Source organism: Iamia sp. SCSIO 61187, assembly GCF_019443745.1.
Lineage (GTDB): Bacteria > Actinomycetota > Acidimicrobiia > Acidimicrobiales > Iamiaceae > Iamia.
In genome coordinates this window covers 2407317-2430272 of the sequence record NZ_CP050948.1, presented here as the reverse complement: position 1 = coordinate 2430272, position 22956 = coordinate 2407317, and the positions used below count along the sequence as shown (strand labels likewise).

Here is a 22956-nt window from a genome sequence, read left to right as displayed (position 1 = left end):
CGTGGCGGTGCACGCCCCGCGGTCGTCGGCACGTACCCCGCCTCGCAGCCCTCCCGACTGGATCGCCCAGGTGTTCGACAGGCTCAGCATCCGGACCAAGCTCATCGCCATCGTCGCCGCACCCCTCGCGGTGATCATCGGCCTCGCGGGCCTGGGCTACACCCAGCGCAGCGACGAGGCGTCGACGACCCGCGCCGACGCCGTCCGCCTCCAGGCGATCGTCGCCGCCCAGTCCCTCCAGCACGAGGTCCAGCTGGAGGCGCTCTACAGCGTCGCCTACCTGGCCGGCCCGGAGGACGCCCCGGCCGAGGCCCTGGAGGACCTCGAGGCCCAGCAGGCCCGGGTGGACGCCGCCGCCGAGGAGCTCGACCGGGCCATCGGGGCGGTCGAGGGCGACGACACCGCGGCGGCGGCCAACGTGTCGGCCCAGCGGGCGGTCGCCCAGGTGGCCAACAGCCTCCGCGACCAGGTCGCGGCCCGCTCGCTCGAGTGGGCGTGGGTGGAGAGCCTCTACCGCAACGCCCTCAACTCGCTGCCGCCGGTCAGCAACCGCCTGGTCGCCTCCATCAACGAGGGCTCGCTCGCCCAGGGCGCGCGGACCGTGGTCGCCCTCGGGGAGTACACGACCTCCCAGGCCCGCATCGGCGTGATCCTGGCCGGGGCCGCCGGCGAGGGGCGGTTCCCCGAGATCGACTCCAACGCCGGCGACGACACCGACGCCGACGAGGCCACCGGGGTCGAGACGGACCCGGTGACGGGCCAGCCCTCCGAGGGCGTCAGCAGCCGCTCGGTCTTCCTCGACGCCGTCGAGCAGGCCGAGGTCGAGCTGGCGGTGGTCAGCTCCCAGGCCGGCAGCCGCATCCGCTCGCTGCTCCGCAACCGCATGGTCGGTGGTGACCTCACCTACTTCTCCGAGAATGTGGACCGGGTCAGCCAGCTCGCCGCCGACGCCACCATCACCATCGACCCCGACCAGTGGACCAGCGCGGTCGAGGCCACCCTCGACGAGCTCCGCAGCATCGCCGGGGCCGAGGTCGCGACCGTGCTCGGCGCCGCCGCCGAGCGGGTGGACGACGCCGACCGGGCCGCCCGCCTCTTCCTGGGGGGCGCCCTCATCGCCGTGCTCGCCGCCCTCCTGGTGGCCATCGCCGTGTCCCGCTCGATCGCCCGCCCGGTGCTCAACCTGACCGCCGCCGCCGACCGCGTCGCCCACGAGCAGCTCCCGAGGCTGGTGGACGCCCTGCGCAACCCGTCCGACGGGGAGACCGAGCACCTCCGGCCCGAGATCGAGGAGATCGACGTCAGGGGCGGGCGCGAGCTGGCCCAGCTGAGCGCGGCGGTCAGCCAGATCCAGGAGACCGCCGTCAACGTGGCGACCGAGCAGGCGACGACCCTCCGCAAGGGCATCGGCGACATGTTCGTGAACCTGGCCCGCCGCAACCAGGGCCTGCTCGACCGCCAGCTGGAGTTCATCGACGAGCTCGAGGCCCAGGAGGACGACCCCGACCAGCTCGAGCACCTCTTCAAGCTGGACCACATGGCCACCCGGATGCGCCGCAACGCCGAGTCGCTCCTGGTCCTCGCCGGCGTCGAGCCCGGCCGTCGCCGGGGCAAGCCGGTGCCGCTCACCAAGGTCGCCCTCGCCGCCGTCGGTGAGATCGAGCACTTCGCCCGCATCGACCTCCTCGACGTCGACGAGAGCGAGGTCATCTCGACGGTCGCCGCCGACCTCGCCCACCTCCTGTCCGAGCTGATGGAGAACGCCACCCAGTTCTCCCCGCCCGACTCGCGCGTCGAGGTGGTGGGTCACGGCAACAACGGCGGTGGGTACACCGTCTCCATCACCGACCAGGGCATCGGCATGTCGGCCGACCAGCTGGCCGAGGCCAACGCCCTCCTCACCCGGCCGCCCCTGCTCGGGCTGGCCCTCTCGCGGAGCCTGGGCTTCATCGTCGTCGGCCGCCTGGCCGCCCGCCACGGCATCGCCGTGCGCCTGGTCCCGTCGCCGGCCGGCGGCGTGACCAGCATCGTCACCATCCCGTCCAACGTCCTCGTGCCCCAGCTCGACACCGTGGACCTCAGCGACCCGGTGGGCGACCGGGGCCCGTCGGCGCCGGCGGGGGAGGCCCCCCGGGAGACGATCAGCACGCCGTCGTCGATCCTCCCGCCCTTCGAGCTCTACAGCGGCCCGGCGGACGACCCGAGCGCGGACCCCGAGCCCGCCGACGCGCCGGCGACCCTGGCCGAGGCCCTGCCGACGGGCTCGGCCCTCGACGACGCCCTGCTCTCGGCCTCGGACCACGACGCCCTCGCCCCCTCGAGCACGGCCGGCCCCGAGCCGCTGCTCTCCGCCGGGGCCCGGGCCGACGAGGGTCGGGCGTCGTCCGGACCCCTGTTCGGCCCGCCGCCGGCCGACCCCGTCCGCGCCGAGGCCCCGCCCACCGACCCCGAGCGCGCCAGCAGCGGCCCGGCGCCCGGGCCCCGTCTGTTCGGCAGCGGGTCGCGCTCGGCCGAGGGCTCCCTCGCCACCGGTCGACCCGCGCCCGGTGGCGCCCACCTCTTCCGCTCGCCCGGGGCCGACCGGGCGCCGGCCGACCGGGCGCCGGCCGACCGGGCGCCGTCGGCTCCCACCGGGCCCACCCGTGGCCCCGGCCCGGTGCCGTCGCCCCCCACCCGCACCGCCGCCCCGGCCGACGGGGCCGGCCCCGCGCCCCTGCCCACCCGGGCCCGCTCGGGTGCGGCCGCCCCCCCGGCGCCGCACGCCCCCCTGCCGGGCGAACCGCCCGTCGCCCCGCTGCCGACCCGGACACCGCCCGTGGCCCCGCCCCTCCCGAGCCGGGTGGCGGTGCCCACCCCGGCCGCCCCACCGGCGCTGCCCGTCCGGGCGCCGGCCCCCGTCGCCTCGGCCCCCGGCGCCGCGGCCGCCGTCCCCCCGGCCGGCAACGGGTCCGGGAACGGCTCCGGCGACGGGCTCGCCCCGCCCGAGGTCACGTCGTCGGGACTGGTCAAGCGGGTCCCCCGGCGGGCCGGTGCGACCCGGGCCGTCCCCGGGTCCGACGGCCCCGGCCGCGGCCCCGCGACCACCTCCAGCCGCTCGCCCGAGGAGGTGCGGGCCATGTTGTCCCGCTTCCACTCCGGCAAGCAGGCGGGCCAGGCGCCCGGCGCCGCCCCGCCCGTCCCCGACACACCACCGTCTCCCCCTGAGGACCTGTGATGCAGATCAGCACCGAAGCCCGCAACGTGAACTGGCTCCTCACGAGCTTCGTCGAGCGGGTCCCCGGCGTCAGCGAGGCCGTGGTCGTCTCGGCCGACGGCCTCCCCATGGCCGTCTCCCAGGGCCTCGACCGCGACGCCGCCGACCGGTTCGCCGCCGTCGCCTCGGGCCTCATCGGCCTCGCCTACGGCGCCGCCGGCCGCTTCGGCGGGGGCCAGGTCACGCAGATCATCATCGAGATGGAGCACGCCTTCTTGTTCGTCACCGGCATCAGCGACGGCAGCTGCCTCGCCGTCGTGGCCGACGCGTCCTCGGACGTCGGCCTGGTCGGGTACGAGATGGCCGTGCTGGTCGAGCGGTGCGGGGCCGTGCTGACGCCCGAGCTGCGCGCCGAGCTGCAAGGAGCCCTGCCCCGATGAGGTGCCTGCCATGAGCCCCCCCGGCCCCGACGGTGCCGGCCTGCGCGTCCGCCCCTACGCCCTCACGGGCGGGAGGACGCGGGCCCAGACCGACATCGCCATCGAGACGATCCTCGTCCGCACCGCATCCGGTGACGTGCGCGCCGAGCGCATGCCCATGGAGCGGGGCGCGATCCTCCGGCTGTGCCGGGAGCCCTCGTCGCTGGCCGAGATCTCGGCCCACCTCCACCTGCCCCTCGGCGTCGCCCGCGTCCTCGCCGGCGATCTCTGCGACGAGGGGCTCCTCGACTTCAACCGGGACCACGCCACCAGCGACCGTCCCAGCCTCCGCCTCCTGGAAAGGGTGTTCGATGGTCTCCAGGCCCTCTGAGACGTACCCGGCCGACGCCGGTCAGGAGGGGAACGGGCTTCCCGCTCCTGGCGCCTCCGGCGCCGGGACGCTCGGGTCCGGGCCCCTCCCCGTCAAGATCGTGATCGCCGGCGGCTTCGCCGTCGGCAAGACCACCTTCGTCGGCTCGATCTCCGAGATCGAGCCCCTCACCACCGAGGCCGCCCTCACCAAGGTGAGCGAGGGCGTCGACGACATCAGCAAGGTCGCCACCAAGACCAGCACGACGGTGGCCATGGACTTCGGCCGCATCGGCCTGGGCCAGGACCTCGTGCTGTACCTCTTCGGCACGCCCGGCCAGGACCGGTTCTGGTTCATGTGGGACGACCTGGTCCGGGGCGCCATCGGCGCCGTGGTGCTGATCGACACCCGCCGCCTCGAGGACTGCTTCCCGGCGGTCGACTACTTCGAGGACGCCGGGCTGCCGTTCGTGGTCGCCATGAACTGCTTCGACGGGACCGCCGCCCACAGCCCCGAGGCCGTGCGCGAGGCGCTCGGCATCTCGCCGGACACGCCGATCGTGCTGACCGACGCCCGCGACCGCCTCGCCACCAAGACGACGCTCATCGAGCTGGTCCAGCACGCCCTCTCCCGCGCCTCGGTCTGACCGCCGTACCCTGCGGGGTGATCGGGTCCGCCGTCGCCGACCCGGTCGGGACGGGCGACGTCCTGGGGGCCGTGGTGGTCACGGCCCTGGCGTGCATCCCCATCGGCATCTCCCTGTGGGCCCTGCTCGACGCCGCCCGCCGCCCCCGGTGGGTGTGGGCCCTCAGCCGCCACCCGCAGACGCCGTGGATGGCGGCCGTGGCCGCCGGGGTCCTGCTCACCGTGGTGGGGCTGGGCATCTCGCTCTGGTACCTCCTCAGGGTCCGCCCCGACCTGGCTGCCATCGAGCGGGGTGAGCTGACCGGTACGGTCGACCGTCGATGACCGTGCGCGTGGGGTTCCTGGGGGCGGGGCTGATCGCCACGTTCCACTCGAAGATGCTGCGGGGGAGCGGCGAGGACGTCGCCTGGGCCGGCGTGCACGACCCCGACCGGGCCCGGGCCGAGGCCTTCGCCGCCGCCAGCGGGGCGACGGTGTGCGGCACCGAGGACGAGGTCCTCGACTCCTGCGACGCCGTCTACGTCTGCACCTGGACCTCCGAGCACCCGCGCCTGGTGGCGGCGGCGGTGCGGCGGGGGCTGTCCGTGTTCTGCGAGAAGCCGTTGGCGCCGGACCTGGCCGGGGCCGAGGCCCTGGCCGCCGAGGTGGTGGCCCGCGGCGTGGTGAACCAGGTCGGTCTGGTGCTCCGCCGCTCGCCGGCGTTCAACCTGGCCCGGGCGCTGGTGGCCGACCCGGCGGCCGGGCGGACCATGGCCGTCGTGTTCCGGGACGACCAGTACATCCCCACCCAGGGGCAGTACGCGTCGACGTGGCGGGCCGACCGGACCAGGGCCGGCGCCGGCACCCTCATCGAGCACTCGATCCACGACGTCGACATGCTCGAGCACCTCATCGGGCCGGTGCGCGAGGTCGCCGCCCGGTCGGCCAACCACCACGGCCACGACGGGATCGAGGACGTGCTCAGCGCCTCGCTCACCTTCGCCGACGGGACCCTGGGCACGCTGACCTCGGTGTGGCACGACGTCCTCACCCGGCCGAGCCTCCGTCGGGTGGAGATCTTCTGCCGCACCCGCTGGGTCGCGGTGGAGGACGACTGGTTCGGCCCGGTGACGTGGCAGGACGCCGACGCCCCACCCGTCACGGTCACGGGCGAGGCCCTGCTGGCGGCGTGCGCCGAGCGGGGCATCGCCACCCCCAACCCCGACGGCGACTTCGCCCGGGCCGTGCGCGACGGGACGCCGGCCCACCCGGACGTCACCGTCGCCCTGCGGGCCCACCGCCTGGTCGACGCCGCCTACCGCTCGGCCGCGGCCGGGGGCGCCCCGGTCGCCGTCTAGAGGAGGAGCTGGGACGCGCCGGCGTCGCGCGCGGGATCGGCGTCGGTCGGGGCCGTCCGGAGGCTGGTGCCCCGGGTGAGCATGGCGCCGATCTCGGCCGCAGCCACGGGCGGGCTCAGCAGGTACCCCTGGACCAGCTGGCAGCCGAGGCGGTGGAGCTCGGCCAGCTGGAGCGGCGTCTCGACCCCCTCGCCGACGGTGACCATGCCCAGGGCCCGGGCCATCCCGATGACGTGCTCGACGATGGCGGCGTCCTCGGCCGAGGTGCCCAGCCCGTCGACGAAGGACTTGTCGACCTTGAGCATGTCGAGGCTGAGCTGGCGCAGGTAGGACAGCGACGAGTACCCGGTCCCGAAGTCGTCGAGGGCCAGCTTCAGCCCCAGGCCCTTCATCACCCGCAGCGTGCTCCACGCCTGGTCGATGTCGACCATGAGGGCGCCCTCGGTGATCTCCAGGCAGATCGTCGACGGGGGGACGGGGCTCTCGCGCAGGGCGGCCCGGACCGTGGCCTCGAAGCCGGTGTGGGCCAGCTGCCGGGCCGACACGTTGATCGTGACTCTGAGGGGTTCGCGGTGGGGGTTGGCGTGGTTCCACTCGCGGGCCTGGCGCAGCGCCTCGGCCAGCACCCACGCCCCGACGGGGACGATGAGGCCCGACTCCTCCAGGACCGGGACGAACTCGCTCGGCGGGACCGGTCCGCGCGTCGGGTGGTCCCAGCGCAGGAGGGTCTCGACCGCCACCATGTCGCCGCTGCGGACGTCGACCACGGGCTGGTACACCACCCGGAAGGCGCCAGCCTCGGCTGCGGCCCGCAGGTGCGGCTCGAGGGTGGCGGGCGTGAAGCGCCGACCGTGGACCACCTCGTCGTAGATCACCGGGTCGTTCCCCTCGCGGCCCTTGGCGTCGTACATGGCGGCGTCGGCCTGGCGCAGGAGCTCCTCGGGTGTGCTGCCACGGTGGCTCGAGGCGATGCCCACGCTGGCGGTGACGCGCAGGCTCTCGGTGCCGATGGCGAAGGGCTGGTCGAGGGCGGCGAGGATGCGGCGTGCCGTGCGGATCGTCACCGCCGGGCGCATGGCGTCGTCTCCGCACACGACGACGAACTCGTCGCCCGAGCAGCGGACCACCCGGTCGCCCTCGTCCTCGGTGCAGCCCCGCAGCCGCCCGGCCACGGCGACCAGCAGGGCGTCGCCGATGTCGTGGCCGTGGGTGTCGTTGACGACCTTGAAGCGGTCGAGGTCGACGTAGATCACCGAGATGCGGGAGCCGGACCGCCGGGCCGCCTCCAGCTGGGTCTCGAGCCACTGGGACAGGAAGAGGCGGTTGGGGAGGCCGGTCAGACCGTCGCGCAGCGACAGCCGGGCCAGCTCGCCCCGGACGCGCATGGCGTCGCGGTACCGGCGGGTGGCGTACACCGTGGTCGCCACCGGGATCAACACGGCGAGGGCCACGACCCCGTTGAGGTCGACGGGGCCCAGGCCCTCGAGGGCGGTCCCGACGCGGTCGACGACGGCGAAGCTCACGCAGGCGACGGCGGCGAGGGTGCTGACGGCGACGATCAGCGCCAGGTCGAACCCGGCGCGCCCGTCCCGATCCCGAGTGGAGGCCCTGGTGGTGATGGCTGCGCCCCTTCGCGCGAGGGGGACGGCGTCCCCACCGGCGTCACATCGGCCGGCGGGGGTGGGCCTTTAGGGCGCGGCCTGGTCGTCGGCCACAGGGTCGGCGTCGACCCAGGACCCGGTGCGCAGGCGGTCGACCACCAGGCCGATGCCGAGGAGCAGCACGCCGGTGTAGGCCACGCCGTGGATCTCCGTGAAGCGGGTGGGCCACTCGAAGCCCGCCGGGAGACGGTGGCGGACCTGGTGGACCACGATGAAGGTCCCGCTGGCCGCGAGCAGCACGGACGGACCGAGCACGAGGATCGGTCGGGCCGCAGCGTGGCGCACCGCGGCCAGGGCGACGACGGCGAGGACGATCCCGGCGACGGGGTTGATGGCGGCCAGGCCGAGCACACCTGCCCCCAGGGCCAGGGCGAGGCTGGGCCTCCAGCCCGGCGCCCGGCCCGGCCCGCGTCGCACGAGGCCCAGGTCGAGTGGTCGGGGCGCCTCGTCGGGCGGGGGCGCGGGCGCGACCCGGGCCACGCCCCGGCGGCGCCACCGCCAGGGCCGGAGGGCCACGACGGCGCAGGCCAGGGCGGCCAGCAGGGACAGGAGGAGCCCGCCCAGCACGACCCGCTGCGGCCGCCACTCGAGGTCGACGACGACCGGGTCGTCGCCGGCCGGGAGGAGGAAGCCCGACGAGTAGCCGTCGACCAGGACGGGGTCGCCCAGGTCCTCGCCGTCGACGCGGGCCCGCCACCCCTCGTTGTGGCTCTGGCCGATCACCAGCCACGTCGGCTCGGCCCGGGGACCGACCGCGATGGTCTGGCGCCACCGGTCGTCGGCGGTCACCGCCGCCGGGACCGGGTCGGGCTGGGCCCCGGCGGCATCGAGCAGGGTCTCCGCCGAGGTGTCGGCCTCGCCGCCGGCCGCCGACCGCAGGGTCACGGTGTCCACGTGGATGCCCGTGTCGCGGCCCGCGCCGGTCGTGAGCTGCGAGGCGCCGGCGGGCAGGTCGACCGCGTCGGCGCCGCAGAGGGCGACGTCGAGCGCCCGCCCGTCGAGGGCGTCCTCCACGGTGCCGGTGACCCGCACCGGGACGGTCGCCCCGTCCACGGCCACGAGGTCGGAGCGGCAGCCGCTGTCGAAGGGCCCCGTCGGGATCGGCTCGGAGATGCCCTCGATGCCCCACTCGGCGATGCCGACCGGCATGGTCACCGGGGCGACCGAGATCCAGTCGATGGTGCTCGCCTCCCGGGAGGCGTCGATGTGGATCTCGATGCGTCGCCCCGTCACCGGGTGGGGCAGGTCGATGGGCACGGTGACGGTGGCGTCGAGCTCGGCCTGGTCGGTGACCGAGGGGACGTCGACCAGCGTCGTCTCGCCGTCGGCGACGATGCGCAGCCGGGTCGGGACCGTGTGGCGCCCGTCCGCCACGACCCGGAGGTCCATGTGGTCGAAGGTGATCGGCTCGGCCTGGGTGTAGGCGGCCCAGTCCCCGTCCTGGCCGAGGAAGCCCGGGCTCCAGTGGGTGGTGGGATCGCCGTCGACGGCGGCGGTCGGCCGGCCCTCCAGGTCACCGGTCAGGTGGCGGGAGGCCTCGGTGGCGACGCCGCCCTCCTCGACGCTGGGGAGGCCGACGAGCTGGTCGATCACCTCGTCGGTCGCCCGGTCGGCCAGGCGGGCGGTGCCCGAGAGGCCGAACGAGCGGGCCGTCGGGATCGAGAGGTCGCGGATCATGCGGGGCTCCGGGTCGGAGCGCAGCGGGGCGGTGGCCCGGGCGCGGAGGCGGGTGAGGGCGAGGGCCAGGGGCAGGTCGTGGGAGTCCTCGCCGAGGGCGTCGAGGAGGTCGGTCGGTGGCCGGAAGGACTCCTCGAGTCGGAGGTCCCCGTCACCGAGGCGGATGTCGGCGAAGCCGATCGCGCTGAGGTCCGCGTAGCTGTTGCGGGTGCCGGGATCGGTGGAGGTGATCTCGATCGACAGCTCGGAGAAGGTCCGCTCGCCGATGTCGACCACCTGGCCCTCGCCGCCCCGGGACTCCGGGCCCAGCTCCACCGTCATGGCCTCGTCGCCGTCGAAGCGCAGTCGCACCGCGGTGATCCACCGGTTCTGGATCCCCGCAGAGGCTTGCACGAGCCGGATCGAGTCGGTCGTGCGGGGCTCGTCGTAGGTGACGGCGATGCGCTCGCCGCGCGCGTCGGCGAAGGCGCCGGTGACCCATGCCGTCTCGGGGTCGTCGTCGAGGGCCATGCTGGCGCGGTCCTCGGGTGTGTAGGTGATCCCGTTCCCGTAGCTGGTGGCCTCCACGCTCACCCCGCCCTGGTGCACGGCGACGGTCTGGCTGTCGCTGTCCGCCCCCTCGAACACAGGCAGGCGGTTGTCGCTCGGGTCGTCCCGCGACGGCCCCTCGTCGACGGTCTCGGTGGCCCCGTCGGTCTCACGCACGGTGCCCCAGCGGCGCGCCGAGCGCCGGTTGGTGTCGGTCACGACGAGCCCGCCGCCCTCGGCCACCGCATCGCGCAGCGCTTCGGGCCCCCCGCCGCCGAGGGCCTCCGACGACCCGGAGTAGCGGACCAGCTCCGAGCCGTCGATGAGCCCGGCCGCGGCGGCGGCGAGGAGCCCGTCGCCGTTGCCGGCGAGGACCACGGTCGACCCGGCGGGCTTGGCCGACACGATGCTCGGGTCGCCCTCGACCGGGAAGAGGCTGACCGGCGGTGGGTCGGGGAGGTCGGGGTCGGCCCCGAGCTCGAGCTCGTCCTGCATCGGGAGCCGGGGGTCGGGCACGTTGGGGGCGGCGCCGCCGAAGCCGGTGTCGTCGCCCACGCCGAGCGCCTCGTGGAGCAGCTCGTACACCTGGCGGGGGCGGGCCAGGTTGAAGCGCTCGTAGGCCAGGTCGCCGCGCAGGACGATGTCGCCGACACCCATCAGGCGGGCCACCGGGGCGATGGCGTCGGGGTCGAGGGTGTCCTCCTGCATCTGGCGGTCGAGGGCGTTGAGCAGGTCGGCCGAGGCGGGCGAGCCGTAGGGGATGAGCTCCCGGGCGACGTAGGGCCGGTCGGTGATGCCCGGGGTGATCGGGTCCACGGTGTTGCCCCAGCGGTAGGAGGCGAAGTCCGAGCCCGGCACCTCGAGCACCCGCGAGGTCCAGCCCGCCTCGCCCCGGCCCCGGGCGTCGATGGCGGCGGCGGCCTCGGTCCAGTAGGAGGGCAGGTCCTCGTCGCGCTGGAGGTTGTCGGCGACCATCTGTCCCAGCCAGAGCGGGGGCAGCGCCACGACGGCGAGGAGGGCGAGGCCCGTCCCCAGGGGGCGCTCCAGGCGGGGCAGGCGCTCGCCCACCGCGGTGACGGCCACGCCCACCAGCACCGCCAGCGACAGAGCGACCAGGGGCACGGCCCGGGGCAGGCTGCGCATGGCCAGGCCGGCCTGCGATCGGAGGAACACCTCGAACCCCGCCGAGATGGGCGCGCCCTCGCCCCACGGGTGGGCGCCGACGGCCACCACCAGGCCGACGACCACGAGGACGACGAAGAAGCCGCGGTACCGCCAGCGGACGGCGCCCGCCGCCAGGAGGCCGAGCACCGGGATGGCGTAGGTCACCAGGATCAGGGCTGGGTTCTGGGTGTAGGCCTGCGACGGCTCGATCCAGGCTCCGAGCTTGTCGTCGCCGTAGAAGTACCAGTAGCCGAGGCCCCGGAGGAGCTCCGGGGCGGCGGAGGCGTCGGCGACGGTGCGGGCCGTCTCGGTGTAGCGGAGGACGTCGATGCCGAACGCTCCCTGGGCCCAGAGGCCGACGATCCACCACACCGACGTGCCGACGGTCAGCACACCGATGCGCGCCGCGACCGCGAGGGCCGGGCGCAGGCGGATCTCCCGCAGCACGAAGGTGGCGTAGGGGAACCACAGCGCCGGGGCCAGGCCGACCAGCAGCAGGGCGGTGGCGTTCACCGAGCCGAAGGTCGGCACCGCCAGGGCGAAGAGGGCCGGGTGCACCCACGTCCGCTCCCGGGTGGCCCGGATGGCCAGGCCGAGCATCCACCCCAGGGCCGTGAAGGGCAGGAGGAGGGCCGAGATGCGGGCGCCGAGGGTCAGCACGTACGGCGACAGGGCGTAGAGGAACATGGCGGCGGCCACCCCCGGGCCCTGCTGGCCGAGGGTGCGCATCAGGTACCGGACGCCCAGGCCGGCGAGGAACAGGATCGAGCCCAGCCAGAGGCGCTGGGCGATCCAGTCGGGCACACCGAGCTGCTCGAAGGCCCAGTAGAACGGGCCCATGGGCCACAGGTAGCCGATGTTCTGGTGGGGGACCGTGCCCATGCCGACGTTCGGGTCCCACATCGACCAGGCCCGGCCGAGCAGCCGGTCGGGGTCGAGGTAGAGGTACGACTTGGTGTCGGCACCGACCTGGCCCCGATGGGTCAGCAGCAGGGGCAGGTAGCAGGTGACCGCCAGAGCCACGACGGCCGACCACGGTCGGACGGGCGTGAAGCGCGCGCGCAACGATCCGTCGGTCGTCACCCCTGGTGGACCCCGGGTCCGGAGGGCGTGGTCATCGGGCGCGCCAGGACCGCCACGGTCGGTCACGCCAGCGCTCGGCCTCCTCGGCCAGGGCGGTGAGGATGGATCGCGCCGTCGCCTCCCAGGTGAACTGGGCCGAGTGGGCGAGGGCGCCGGCGGCGAGACGGTCGCGGACCGCCGGATCCGACGTGATCGCGACCAGGTGGCGGGCCAGCTCGGCGTCGTCGTCGGCGAGGAGGCCGCTGGTGCCGTCGGCGACGGCGTCGACCTGGCCGGCGATCCGGGTGGCCACCGCGGGCGTGCCGCAGGCGGCCGCCTCGGTGAGGGTCATGTTCCAGCCCTCGCGCACCGACGAGGAGGCCACGGCCCACGCCCGGCGGTAGAGGTCGAGCTGCTCGTCGTCGCTGACCCGTCCGGGGAGGGTGATCCAGCTCCGGCCGTCGAGCCCGTCGATGAGGTCCTGCAGCTCCGTGCGTTGGGGCCCGGTTCCGGCGATGACGAGCTCGAGGTCCGGGGCCGTCTCCCGGGCCACGACCGCGGCTCGGATCAGGCGGTCCCACCGCTTGACCGGTGCCAACCGACCGACGCCGACGATCAGCGGGTGCTCGCTGCGGGGCGTGCCCGGCGGGGCGGGCGTGAACCGGGGGTCGACGCCGGGCGGGACGACGTCGACGCGATCGGGCCGGAAGCCGAGCTCGACCATCTCCTCCTTGGACGACGGTGACAGGGTGATCATGCGGCTGCGCCGGTAGATCAGCGGGGCGATGCGGCGCTCCACGGTGTCGCCCACCCGGGCCAGGTTGGGCGGCAGGACCATGTTCCACATGTCGCCGTGGACGTGGTGCAGGAGCACGACGCGCGGCACCGTCGCCCAGAGGGGGGAGAAGAACGGCATGCCGTTCCAGATCTCGACCAGGCCGTCGGGCCGTCCGTAGGCGCGTCGGATCTCGGCCAGAGCGGTGCGCGGGAAGACCTGGTAGCGCCCGGCCTTGCGGATCACCTCGTAGCCGTCGCGGCGGTCGTGGTTGGGGTGGCCCTGGGCCCACGACGTCCGCATGAGGACGTCGAGCCCGGCCTCGGACCACAGGCGGGCGACGGTGGCGGCGTGGACCTCGGACCCACCGGCCTCCACGTCGTCGAGATCCCGCCAGGCGATCATGTGGACCCGATGGAGGCCGGCGGCGGCGGCGATGTCGCCCAGCTTGGGCAGGGGCGCGGAGGGGATCGTCACGGGGCTCGCACGGGGCAGCGGATCATCGGTCGGGTCGGGGCCCGCCGCTAGGGTGGGCCCCCGCCACCCGGCTCCGGGCAGCCCGCGCCACGATAGAGCACCCACCCCGGGGCGGGCGGATCACCCCGGTGCGCCCTGGCCCCCACCCTCGTCCTGTGCCCCCACCCCTCTGACCCCGTGAGCGCGACCAGCATGACGCCCCCGACCACCGACTTCTCGACGACGCTGGCCGACGTGGCCGAGGTCGAGGGGTGGATGACCGACGGCCAGGCGCGTCTGCTCTGGGACTCCGCCCGCCGGGTCGCGCCGGGGGGCCGGATCGTCGAGATCGGCAGCTTCCGAGGCCGGTCGATGGTCGTGCTGGCCCGGGCCGCCGACCCGACCGTCGAGCTGGTCGCCATCGACCCCCACGCCGGCAACGACCGAGGCCCGCAGGAGATCGACGGCTTCGTCGACGAGGCGGCCGAGGACCACGACGTCTTCAACGCCAACCTCGAGATGGCGGGCGTGCGGGAACGGGTGCGCCACGTCCGGGCCTTCAGCGACGCCGCCCACGGCGACGTCGACGACCCCATCGACCTGCTCTACATCGACGGGGCCCACCGCTACGGGCCGGCCCGCACCGACGTCCGGGAGTGGGGCAGCCGGGTCGCCGACGGCGGCACCATGCTCATCCACGACTCGTTCAGCTCGATCGGCGTCACCCTCGCCATCCTCCGCGAGCTGTTCGCCGGGGGCCGCTGGCGCTACGTGGGCCGGTCCGAGTCGATGACCGAGTACCGCCGGGAGCGGTTGCGGCCCAAGGCCCGGGTGGCCAACTTCGTCCACCAGGCCCTCGAGCTGCCCTGGTTCGCCCGCAACGTTCTCATCAAGGTGCTCATCACCGTCCGGCTGGGCCGCCTGACCCGCCTGCTGGGCCACGACCCCTCGGTGTGGCCGTACTAGCGGCCGTCCCGCCGCCGACCGACCCTCGACGACTGCGAGCCCCATGCCCCCGCACACCTACGAGCGCCTGTCCATCGTGATGCCGGTGTACAACGAGGCCGCCACCTTGCGGGTGGCCCTCGAGCGGCTCCTCGCCGTGGAGATGCCGCTGCCGACCGAGGTCGTCATCGTCGATGACGGGTCCACCGACGGGTGCACCGACCTCATCGCCGACCTGGTCGACGACGAGCGGGTGCGGCTCTTCCGCCAGGACCCCAACCAGGGCAAGGGCGCGGCCCTCGTCCGGGGCTTCGACGAGGCGCGCGGCGACCTGCTCACGATCCTCGACGCCGACCTCGAGTACGACCCGGCCGACATCCCCACCCTGTGCGACCCGGCCCTCTCGGGCGAGGCCAAGGTCGTCTACGGGGCCCGGTCCTACGGCGGCCACGCCGCCTACTCGTTCTGGTTCGTGCTCGGGAACAAGATGGTGGCCCTCTGGGCCAGCATGCTCTTCGACGCCTGGCTGACCGACGTCGAGACGTGCCTCAAGCTGGCGCCGACCCACATGTGGCGCGAGGTCGGCATCACCAGCTCCGGGTTCGGCATCGAGGCCGAGCTGACCGGCAAGCTCCTGGCCCGGGGCGAGCGCATCTTCGAGGTGCCGATCTCCTACCGGGCCCGCGGCCGCGAGGAGGGCAAGAAGATCCAGTGGACCGATGGGGTCGAGGCCCTCTGGATCCTCCTCAAGATCAGGCTGCGGGCGGGGAAGATCCGACACTGATGGACCACGAGGCCGCCGTCGACGACGGCCCGGCCTCCGGGCCCGTCCCGTGGTGGGTCGTGGCCGTCCTGGTGGTCGTCCCCGTCGTCGTGCTGGTGGGCGCGCTGGCCCAGCGGACGTGGTACCCGACGGGGGACCAGGCCCAGGCCGAGCTGCGGATGCTGTCTCTGCCCGAACACGTGCCCCTCGTCGGGGCGGCCGGGCGGATCGTCGCCGACGACGGCACCCAGGGCAACCACCCGGGGCCCCTGATGTTCTGGACCACCTGGCCCCTGTACCGGTTGCTGGGCGGCTCGTCGTGGGCCTTCGCCGCCGCCACCGCCCTGGTCAATGCGGCCGGTCTGGCGGCGTCGGTGGCCGTCGTGGCCCGGCGGGGCGGGCGCGCCGTCACCCTGGGTTGGGGCGCCGTGGCCCTGGTGATGGTGGGCGGGTTCGGGCTCGACGCCGTCAGCCAGCCGTGGAACCCGTGGGTGGCGCTCGTCCCGTTCCTCCTGCTGCTGCTGTCGTGCTGGGCCGTCCTCGACGGCGACCGGTGGCCGCTCGTGCTCGCCGTCGCCGGCGGCAGCTACGCCCTCCAGGGCCACGCCGGCTACGCCCCCCTCGTGCCCCCGCTGCTGCTCCTCGCCACCGTCGTCCTGGTGGTCCGCGAGCGGCCCCGCGACCGGGCCGACGTCGGGGCCGCAGCCCGGCGCCTGGCCCCGCTCCCGGTCGCCGTGCTCGTCGGCCTCGTCCTCTGGTCGGGCCCGCTCGTCGACGCCGTGACGAACGACCCGAGCAACGTGCGCATCCTGCTCGAGAGCTTCGGCAGCCCCGACGCGGGCGAGGAGGTGCTCGGCCCGGCCGACGGCATCCGGGCCGTCCTCCAGGCGTCCGACCCCCTCGGTCCGTGGCTGCGCGGCACCACCGGCGTCGGTGGGTCGGTGCTGCCCGGCCTCGCGCTCCTCGGCGCCTGGGCCACGGTCGCGGTGGTCGTGGCCGTCCGCCGGCTCCACCCCACGCTGACCCGCCTGAACGTGGTGCTCGGCGCCGCCCTGGTGCTGGGCACCCTCGCCGTGTCACGTGTGTTCGGCGCCCTGTACCTGTACACGTTCCGGTGGATCGTGGTCCTCGTCGCCGTCGTGGTCCTCACCCTCGGCTGGGGCGTCGCCGTCGTGGCCCGGGCGCAGGGCCTCCGGCCCCCGGATGCCCGGGGTGCTCGCCGGCTGGGTGCGGTGGCGGTCGCCGCCCTCGTCGCCCTCAGCGCCCTCACCGCCGTCCGACTGGTCGGCGAGGAGATCCCGTACCGCCGGGCCTGGCGGGCCGAGGCCGAGCTGGCCCGCCAGGTCGTGCCCGCCCTCGCCGGCGACGACCGCACCTACCTCGTCCGCTGGGAGGACCAGGTGTACCTCGGCGGGCTGGGCTTCGGGCTCGTCCTCGCCCTCGAGCGCGACGGCGTGAGGGTCGGCGTCGACCCCGCCTTCTCGGCCGCGGCCGAGCCCCACCGGGTGCTGTGCCCGGGCGAGTACGACGCCGTGGTCATGGTCGTGACCGGCCAGGACGGCATCGACCGATGGCGGGCCCGGCCTGATGCCCGCGAGGTGGGCCTGGCCGACGTCCGGTCGCCGGCCGAGCAGCGCGCGGGCGAGCGGGACCGCGAAGCGTTGGCCCGAGCCCTGTCGACCGAGGGTGAGGTCGTCGACCCCGACCAGATCGACGGCCTCCTCAGCGTCCTCGTGCTCGACCCGGCCCAACCGCCCGAGGTCGTGGCCCTGGCCAGCCGGCTCGTCGAGGCCGGCGTCCCCACGGCGGCGTTCGTCGTCGACGCCCCGCCGGAGGAACCCCCGTCGCCGGACCGGGCCTGCCCGTGACGCCCTAGCCGGCGAGCTCGGCGGGCTCGACGACGAAGACCGCGACCGGGGACCTGAGGTCGACGTACGCCAGCAGGTCCTCGCTGAGGTCGGGGGACAGGCCGGGGGTGAGGGCTGCGGTGAACACGCTTCTGCGCCACTCGTCGGCCAGCTGGTCGAAGCCCTCGGCTCGCAGGCCCTCGTCGATCCTCGTCGCCAGGGCCTCCGCGTCCTCCCGCTGGGCCGGTGATCGGGAGTCGACCTCGGCGACGCGAGCGCCCGGGTCGAGCCCGCGCTGCTCCCAGGTCGCGATGGCGGGGCCGACGGCCACGACCACGACGGCGGTGGCCTCGTCGGGGGCCATCACCCGGTGACGGGTGCCGCCCACCCTCTGGCCCTGATCGACGCCGACCTCGAAGCCGGCCCGCTCCAGCTCGTTCACCATCCCGATGCCCTGGGACCCGATCGCGACGGGGTCGTCCCAGATGACCAAGTAGCGGCCGTCGTCGCCGCCTCCGGCGGCGGCCCCGGAGTGCAGGGCCCGGGCGGTCTGGTCGGCGAGGTCGCCCAGGTCGTCGGACAGGTCGGGACGGGACGGCTCGGCCCCCGGTGCCGCCGCGGTGAGGAGGAGCGCCAGGGCGACCGCGACCGCCGCCGGGGTGACGGTGGCGGCCCGCCGCCAGCGGGCACGGGACGACCCGGCGGCGAGGCGATCGTCGATCGCCTGCGCCAGGGTCCACCCGATGGCGACGAGGCAGAGGGCGGCCAACCCGATGCACCAGAGGTAGAGGTAGTACCAGAGCTCGCCGCTGACACGGCTCGAGCTGACGAGGGCGAGGACGATCCCCGTGGCCAGCACGCCGTGCAGCCTCCGCAGCGCGGTCGGCCCGACCGCGCCGGCCCAGCAGGCCACCGCGGACGCGGCCCACGCCGCGAGGGTGAGCAGGCCGAGCGGATCCCAGTCCGCCGGTCCCGGCGCCGCTGCGGTGTCCTGGGTGCTGATCCACCGGTCGACCCCGAACCGGTCGACCACCTCGATGGCCCCGCGCCGCACACCGACGGGCGGCTGGTCGGGCTCCTGGAGCGACTCCCTGATGCGCCCGAGGTTCCCCACACCGTCGACCTGGTCGATCAGAGGCGGCGCCCAGAGCACCAGGCCCACGACGGCGGCGATCACCACGAAGCGGACGCGCCGGGCCCGGGCCCCGGGGGGGTCGCCCTCCCGGCCCCGCCAGATCCAGTAGGCCGAGACCAGGGCGGCCGCCGCCGCGGACGCCCCGACCAACCCCAGGTAGGGGAGGTGGGTCTGGGCGCAGAACGAGCCCGCCACCACCGCCACGACCAGCATCGGCGGGTCGTCGTCGACGACCGACCAGAGGGCCAGCAGGAACACCAGCCACCACAGCACCGGCAGGTACGGGTTCCACGGCTCGAGGAACACCACCGCGCCGTAGGCCCGGGCCACCAGCACCGTGGCGGCGGCCACGACGACCATGAGGCGGACGCCGCCCCGACGGTGGGCGATCCAGAGGATGGCGGCGTAGGCGGTGAGGTGCAGGGTCAGGGCGGCGGCGCTGAAGGCGAGGGCGGTGCTGCCGAGCAGCCGGTAGACGGGGGCCATGGCCCAGAAGCTGAGGGGGCCGGGGTGGCTGCCGGGGTCGGTCCACGGGCCGATCCGGCCGGCCAGGCCGACCAGGGGCGAGTCCCGGCCACCGACGTCGCGCACCCGCAGCTCGGTCTGGGCCAGGTCGGCGATGGGGTGCCAATGGGGCCGGTGGAACGCGACCAGCGAGAGGCCCAGCGGGATGGTGAGCAGCAGGTGGAGCCCGATGCCCACCACCAGGGGACGGCGCCCGGGCGGTGGTGCGGTGCCCCCGTCGTCGCGTGCCGGCGACGACGCTTCGGTCACGGCCACCGCTTGAGCAGCCTCAGCACGCCGAGCGGCACCGGCGACTGGTGGTGCGAACCACCACCCGCGTCGACCTGCTCCCGGTGCGACAGGAACCACTCGTAGGACTCGATCAGCATCTCGGCGTTCGACCGCGTTGAGCGCCACCCCAGCTCCTCCTGGGCCCGGGTCGTGTCGAACCACAGCGACTCGGCGTAGAGGAGCCAGTGGTACGGGGCGAACGGCACCAGGCCCACGCCGGCGAGGCTCCGCATGGCGGTGGCTGCCGGACCCGTCGGGAGCGAGCGCACCTTCGACCCCGTCCCGGCGTGGTCGACCAGGGCCTGGATGGTCTCGCGCATGGTGCCCGGGGCGTCGGAGCCGATGTTGTAGGTGCGCGGCCCCTCGCGGTCACCGGCCCGGAGGATGGCGTCAGCCAGGTCCGACGAGTGGACGAACTGGTAGCGGTTGTGGCCGCCGCCGAGGACGAAGACGGGTGCCCCCTCCTGCACGAACTCGAACAGGATGGCCATGATCCCGAGCCGTCCGTGGCCCAGGATCGTGCGGGGTCGGACGATGCTGACGTCGACCCCCGTGGAGGCGGCCTCGTGGCAGAGCGTCTCGGCCGTGAGCTTGGCCCGGCCGTAGGCCTCGAGCGGCCGGCCCGGCGTGTCCTCGGTGACGGGGTTGGACTCGGGGATGCCGAAGATGGCGCTCGAGCTGGTGTGGACGACCTTGGCGACCCCGGCGTCGCGGGCCGCCAGCAGGACGTTGGCCGTGCCCACCACGTTGACCGACCAGAACAGGTCGTGGTCCTTGGCCAGGGGCACCTGGGCCACGTTGTGGAGGATGACGTCGACGCCGTCGCACGCCTCGGCGAGGGAGGCCCGGTCGCGCACGTCGCCGATCACGACCTCGGCCGCGGTGGGCTCGACGGGCGGCTCGAGGTCGAAGATCCGCACCCGATCCCCCCGCGCCAGGGCCACGTCGGCGAGCAGCGAGCCGAAGTACCCCGATCCCCCGGTGACGAGGTAGGTCCTGCTCACGCCGACTCCCGAGCGCTCACAGCGCCTCGCCGCGGGCGAGGGTCCAGCGGATGGCCTCGCGCATGCCCTCGACGAGGGCCACCCGGGGTTCGTAGCCCAGGTGGAGACGGGCCGAGGAGATGTCGCAGGCGATGGTGTCCTTGAGCTCGCCCAGCACGTGGAGGGGCTGGACGTAGCGGTCGGCACCCTGGAGGGCGGCGTCGAGGCGGGTGGCGACCTCGGCGGCGAACCGAGGCAGGGCCGGCACGCTCCGGCCGGCGACGGGGAGGCCCTCGGCGGCCAGGGCCTCCCGGATCCCGCTCCAGATCTCCCGCAGCTCGTAGGGCTCGGCATCGGCCACCCAGAAGGCCCGACCGGTGACGTCCACGGCCGTCTCGGCGCACAGGCAGGCGTCCACCAGGTTGCCGGTGTAGATCATCGAGCGCTGCTGGCGGCCGTCGCCCACCAGCGGGAAGCGGCCCTTCCGGATGGCGCCCAGGAACTGGGCCTGGCGCCCCGGGCCCCACGGTCCGTAGAACCACGGCGGCCGCAGGATGACGGCGTCGACGTCGCCCCGGTCGGCGGCGCGGGCGACGATCGACTCGGCCTCGAGCTTCGACTTCCCGTAGCCCATGTACGGGTTCGTGGGGGAGTCCTCGGTGAAGCGGTCGGTCGGCCGGGCGTTGGCGCCGAAGGGCGAGTTGGACGACACGTGCACGAACCGTCCGACCCCGGCGCGGCGGGCCCGGTCGAGGACCAGCTGGGTCCCACCGACGTTCACGTCGAAGAAGGGACGGGTCCGCCCCGTCGGGTGGATGACGCCGGCGGCGTGGACCACCGTCGCCCCCGCCACCTCGTCGAAGAGCTCGTCGACCACGACGGGGTCGCGGACGTCGCCCACCACGACCTCGACCGACGGCCCGGCCAGCTCCAGCAGCGGTGCCTCGTCGGCGCCGAGCACGAGGGCGCGCACCCGGCGGCGCTCGGGCGCCAGGGCCCGGACCAGGTTCTGGCCGAGCCAGCCGGCGGCACCGGTGACCACGACCGTGTCGGTGCGCACCGCCTCCGGCTCGGCCGTCACGCCGCCGCCCGCACGCCGAGGTGACGACGCCCGAAGAGGAACGCCAGGCCGTAGAGGACGGCGACGACGACCAGGAGCGAGCGGTAGCCGGTGACGAGGGCGAGGTACTCCAGGACGCCGCCGACCATCGAGCCCAGCAGGTTGGCCCCGAACGCGGTGGTGGAGTCGCCCGTGTCCTTGAACCGCTGGGTGAAGACCAGGTTGGCGGTGAAGATCGGCGTGAAGGCGATGGTCACCGCGGCCAGGAAGCGGGGGACCAGGGCGAGGTCCAGCAGCAGCTCGGGCGGCAGGAAGAAGGCCACGACGAGCGAGGCGAGCAGCAGCCCGTAGAGCAGCTCGGGCCGTTTGAACGTGACCCGCCGGGAGACGGCGATGGCGAGCAGGACCGATGACAGCACGCCACCGAACACGAGGGCGTTCACGAACCACGTCGTGCCGAACAGCAGGGCGAACTGGACAACGTTCTTGGTCTCGAGGAGCAGGAAGGCCACGCCCATGAAGAAGAGGTCGGCGAACCGCGTCATGGGGCGCATCGGCCCGGCCACGCCCCGGACGGCCAGGAGCGACACGAGCAAGATGAGCGCCAGGCTGACGGCGTAGATCGTCGGCAGCGACCGCGTCCGGAGGTACGGGTAGGGGTGGTCATCGGTCGCGGGCTCCGGGATCTCCCCCGACGCCTGCCACGTACGGGCCCGACCGGCCTCGGTGCACTCGATCGAGCTCTCCTCCCGGCTGGCGGAGAACCCGGTGAGGGCGACGCCGTTGGGGCCGTAGGCGGGGAGCACGTCCTGGAGGCACGGGGCCCGGCCGTAGACGCCCTCGAGCATCGACCCGTACCGGTCGATCAACCAGTCCTCGCGGTAGTAGTTGTACATGGTGAACACGCCGTCGGGCTTGAGCCGGTCGCGCGCCGACTCCATGGCCTCCTCGGTGAAGAGGTAGCTCTCCAGGCGGAGCGCGGACTGGCCGCCGATCAGGGTGATCGAGTCCGGGAGCGCCAGCAGGATCAGGTCGTACTCCCGCTCGCTGCGCTCCAGGAACGCCCGCCCGTCGTCGATGTGGATGTCGACCCGGGGGTCGTCGTAGGGGCGGGAGGGGTGGCGGTCGCGTCCCAGCTCGTAGAGCTTGGGGTCGATCTCGACGGCATCGACGTGCTGCGCGCCCCGCTCGAGGGCCACGGCGACGTCGTTGCCGCCGCCGGCCCCGATGATCAGCACGTCGTCGAGCGACGGGGGGCGCACGACGTCGTAGACGCCCTTGCCGGGGGCGAACTCGGGGGTCTGGTGCACCTGGTGGGGCACACCGTTCACGTCGACCTGGAGGTTGTCGTCGAGATCGGGGTTCGGGGCTGCCTTGACCTTGTAGTACGGCGACCACGCCAGGTTGGGCGAGAACGACTCCACCGCCAGCACCACCACCAGGATCACGATGCCGACGACCTGGGGGACGGTCGGGACCCGGGGCAGCACCATGGCCACGACCACGGCACCGGCGACGAGGCCCCACGCCAGCGGGGGCAGGCGCAGGAAGCTGAGGGCCGAGAAGGCGACGATGCCCAGGATGCTGCCGAGGAGGTCGTACTTGTACGCGTCGAGGTTGTCGAAGCGGGCGAAGGTCCGGGCCACACCCTCGGCGATGAGGGCGAGGACGGCGGCCGAGGCCAGGAAGATCAGGGGCAGGACGACCTCGCGCGGCGGGCCGCCGGCGCTCAGGCTGCTGAAGGTGAAGACGTCGGCGTTGTCCTGGGTGATCTTCACCGGGGCCACGGCGATGACCAGCACGAAGGCGCCCAGCACCAGCGGGGCCCAGCCCGACAGGTCGACCTTGGCCCGGGCCCGGAGGAACCCGATGCCGATGCCCAGGAAGCTGCCCAGCAGGACGAAGTTGGAGAAGTACGAGAGGTAGACGACGTTCGAGCCGGTCCAGCGGATCAGCGCCAGCTCCACGAAGAGCATCAGGAAGCTGAGGCCGACCAGGCGGACCCTGTCGCTGACGGTCCCGGCGTCGGCCAGGCTCCGTGCGCTCAGCACCCGAGCCCACGGGGACGAGGCGGGTGCGGTTGTGGTGTCGTCCTCGGCCGCGGCCTCGTCATCGGTCCGTGCGCTGGGCACGTGGTGCGT

Annotated in this window: 16 protein-coding genes; 9 read left to right on the top strand and 7 right to left on the bottom strand. The window is 74.4% G+C overall.

Annotation, left to right across the window (positions count from 1 at the left end; genetic code table 11):
* The first annotated feature begins 70 nt into the window (after positions 1–70).
* From HC251_RS26005 to HC251_RS11660, 6 genes are read left to right on the top strand one after another with little or no spacing between them, the layout of a single operon-like run.
* On the top strand, positions 71–3214 hold the full coding sequence (locus tag HC251_RS26005) for a nitrate- and nitrite sensing domain-containing protein (RefSeq protein ID WP_219945456.1): 3144 nt from the start codon (positions 71–73) through the stop codon (positions 3212–3214).
* Positions 3214–3633, top strand: a complete 420-nt coding sequence (locus tag HC251_RS11680; protein ID WP_219945455.1) for a roadblock/LC7 domain-containing protein — start codon at positions 3214–3216, stop codon at positions 3631–3633. The genes HC251_RS26005 and HC251_RS11680 overlap by 1 nt, the downstream gene beginning before the upstream one ends.
* A 10-nt stretch (positions 3634–3643) precedes the next feature.
* Positions 3644–4003 (top strand): DUF742 domain-containing protein, encoded by a 360-nt coding sequence (locus HC251_RS11675; RefSeq protein ID WP_219945454.1) that lies wholly within the window; start codon positions 3644–3646, stop codon positions 4001–4003.
* On the top strand, positions 3984–4628 hold the full coding sequence (locus HC251_RS11670) for an ATP/GTP-binding protein (RefSeq protein ID WP_219945453.1): 645 nt from the start codon (positions 3984–3986) through the stop codon (positions 4626–4628). Before HC251_RS11675 ends, HC251_RS11670 begins: the two co-directional genes overlap by 20 nt.
* A 17-nt stretch (positions 4629–4645) precedes the next feature.
* Positions 4646–4951, top strand: coding sequence for a hypothetical protein (locus tag HC251_RS11665; protein WP_219945452.1), 306 nt, complete (start codon positions 4646–4648; stop codon positions 4949–4951).
* Complete coding sequence (locus HC251_RS11660) at positions 4948–5964, top strand: Gfo/Idh/MocA family protein (protein ID WP_219945451.1); 1017 nt, start codon at positions 4948–4950, stop codon at positions 5962–5964. The genes HC251_RS11665 and HC251_RS11660 overlap by 4 nt, the downstream gene beginning before the upstream one ends.
* On the opposite strand, the gene HC251_RS11655 is transcribed toward HC251_RS11660, so the two are convergent.
* The 3 genes from HC251_RS11655 to HC251_RS11645 all read right to left on the bottom strand — a co-directional run bounded on the left by HC251_RS11655 (position 5961) and on the right by HC251_RS11645 (position 13308).
* A complete protein-coding gene (locus HC251_RS11655) occupies positions 5961–7487 on the bottom strand; it encodes a bifunctional diguanylate cyclase/phosphodiesterase (RefSeq protein ID WP_219945450.1) in 1527 nt (508 codons plus the stop codon). The genes HC251_RS11660 and HC251_RS11655 overlap by 4 nt on opposite strands.
* A gap of 165 nt (positions 7488–7652) precedes the next feature.
* Complete coding sequence (locus HC251_RS11650) at positions 7653–12017, bottom strand: alpha-(1->3)-arabinofuranosyltransferase family protein (protein ID WP_219945449.1); 4365 nt, start codon at positions 12015–12017, stop codon at positions 7653–7655.
* Positions 12018–12108: 91 nt separating this feature from the next.
* Complete coding sequence (locus HC251_RS11645; RefSeq protein WP_219945448.1) at positions 12109–13308, bottom strand: glycosyltransferase family 4 protein; 1200 nt, start codon at positions 13306–13308, stop codon at positions 12109–12111.
* 177 nt (positions 13309–13485) lie between these two features.
* On the opposite strand from HC251_RS11645, the gene HC251_RS11640 reads away from it, so the two are divergent.
* The 3 genes from HC251_RS11640 to HC251_RS11630 are packed head-to-tail and all read left to right on the top strand — an operon-like array spanning position 13486 to position 16863.
* Complete coding sequence (locus tag HC251_RS11640) at positions 13486–14253, top strand: class I SAM-dependent methyltransferase (protein ID WP_255566692.1); 768 nt, start codon at positions 13486–13488, stop codon at positions 14251–14253.
* Positions 14254–14296: 43 nt separating this feature from the next.
* A complete protein-coding gene (locus HC251_RS11635) occupies positions 14297–15016 on the top strand; it encodes a glycosyltransferase family 2 protein (RefSeq protein WP_219945447.1) in 720 nt (239 codons plus the stop codon).
* Positions 15016–16863, top strand: a complete 1848-nt coding sequence (locus HC251_RS11630) for a hypothetical protein (protein ID WP_219945446.1) — start codon at positions 15016–15018, stop codon at positions 16861–16863. Before HC251_RS11635 ends, HC251_RS11630 begins: the two co-directional genes overlap by 1 nt.
* A 4-nt stretch (positions 16864–16867) precedes the next feature.
* On the opposite strand, the gene HC251_RS11625 is transcribed toward HC251_RS11630, so the two are convergent.
* The 4 genes from HC251_RS11625 to HC251_RS11610 are packed head-to-tail and all read right to left on the bottom strand — an operon-like array spanning position 16868 to position 22866.
* The gene (locus HC251_RS11625) at positions 16868–18757 is read right to left on the bottom strand and encodes a hypothetical protein (RefSeq protein WP_219945445.1); all 1890 of its coding nucleotides are present in this window, start codon (positions 18755–18757) and stop codon (positions 16868–16870) included.
* Positions 18748–19776: an NAD(P)-dependent oxidoreductase gene (locus HC251_RS11620; protein WP_219945444.1), complete on the bottom strand. Its 1029-nt coding sequence runs from the start codon at positions 19774–19776 to the stop codon at positions 18748–18750. Before HC251_RS11620 ends, HC251_RS11625 begins: the two co-directional genes overlap by 10 nt.
* 16 nt (positions 19777–19792) lie before the next feature.
* Positions 19793–20836: an NAD(P)-dependent oxidoreductase gene (locus tag HC251_RS11615; RefSeq protein ID WP_219945443.1), complete on the bottom strand. Its 1044-nt coding sequence runs from the start codon at positions 20834–20836 to the stop codon at positions 19793–19795.
* Positions 20833–22866 carry a spermidine synthase gene (locus HC251_RS11610; protein WP_219945442.1) on the bottom strand — a complete coding sequence of 678 codons (2034 nt, stop codon included), beginning with the start codon at positions 22864–22866 and terminating at the stop codon, positions 20833–20835. The genes HC251_RS11615 and HC251_RS11610 overlap by 4 nt, the downstream gene beginning before the upstream one ends.
* Positions 22867–22956 lie beyond the last annotated feature (90 nt).

What these genes read in the sequence shown, in the direction of transcription:
- HC251_RS11680 (WP_219945455.1), top strand. Translation starts at nt 3,214, where the DNA reads ATGCAGATCAGCACCGAAGCCCGCAACGTGAACTGGCTCCTCACGAGC.
- HC251_RS11675 (WP_219945454.1), top strand. Translation starts at nt 3,644, where the DNA reads ATGAGCCCCCCCGGCCCCGACGGTGCCGGCCTGCGCGTCCGCCCCTAC.
- HC251_RS11670 (WP_219945453.1), top strand. Translation starts at nt 3,984, where the DNA reads ATGGTCTCCAGGCCCTCTGAGACGTACCCGGCCGACGCCGGTCAGGAG.
- HC251_RS11660 (WP_219945451.1), top strand. Translation starts at nt 4,948, where the DNA reads ATGACCGTGCGCGTGGGGTTCCTGGGGGCGGGGCTGATCGCCACGTTC.
- HC251_RS11635 (WP_219945447.1), top strand. Translation starts at nt 14,297, where the DNA reads ATGCCCCCGCACACCTACGAGCGCCTGTCCATCGTGATGCCGGTGTAC.
- HC251_RS11630 (WP_219945446.1), top strand. Translation starts at nt 15,016, where the DNA reads ATGGACCACGAGGCCGCCGTCGACGACGGCCCGGCCTCCGGGCCCGTC.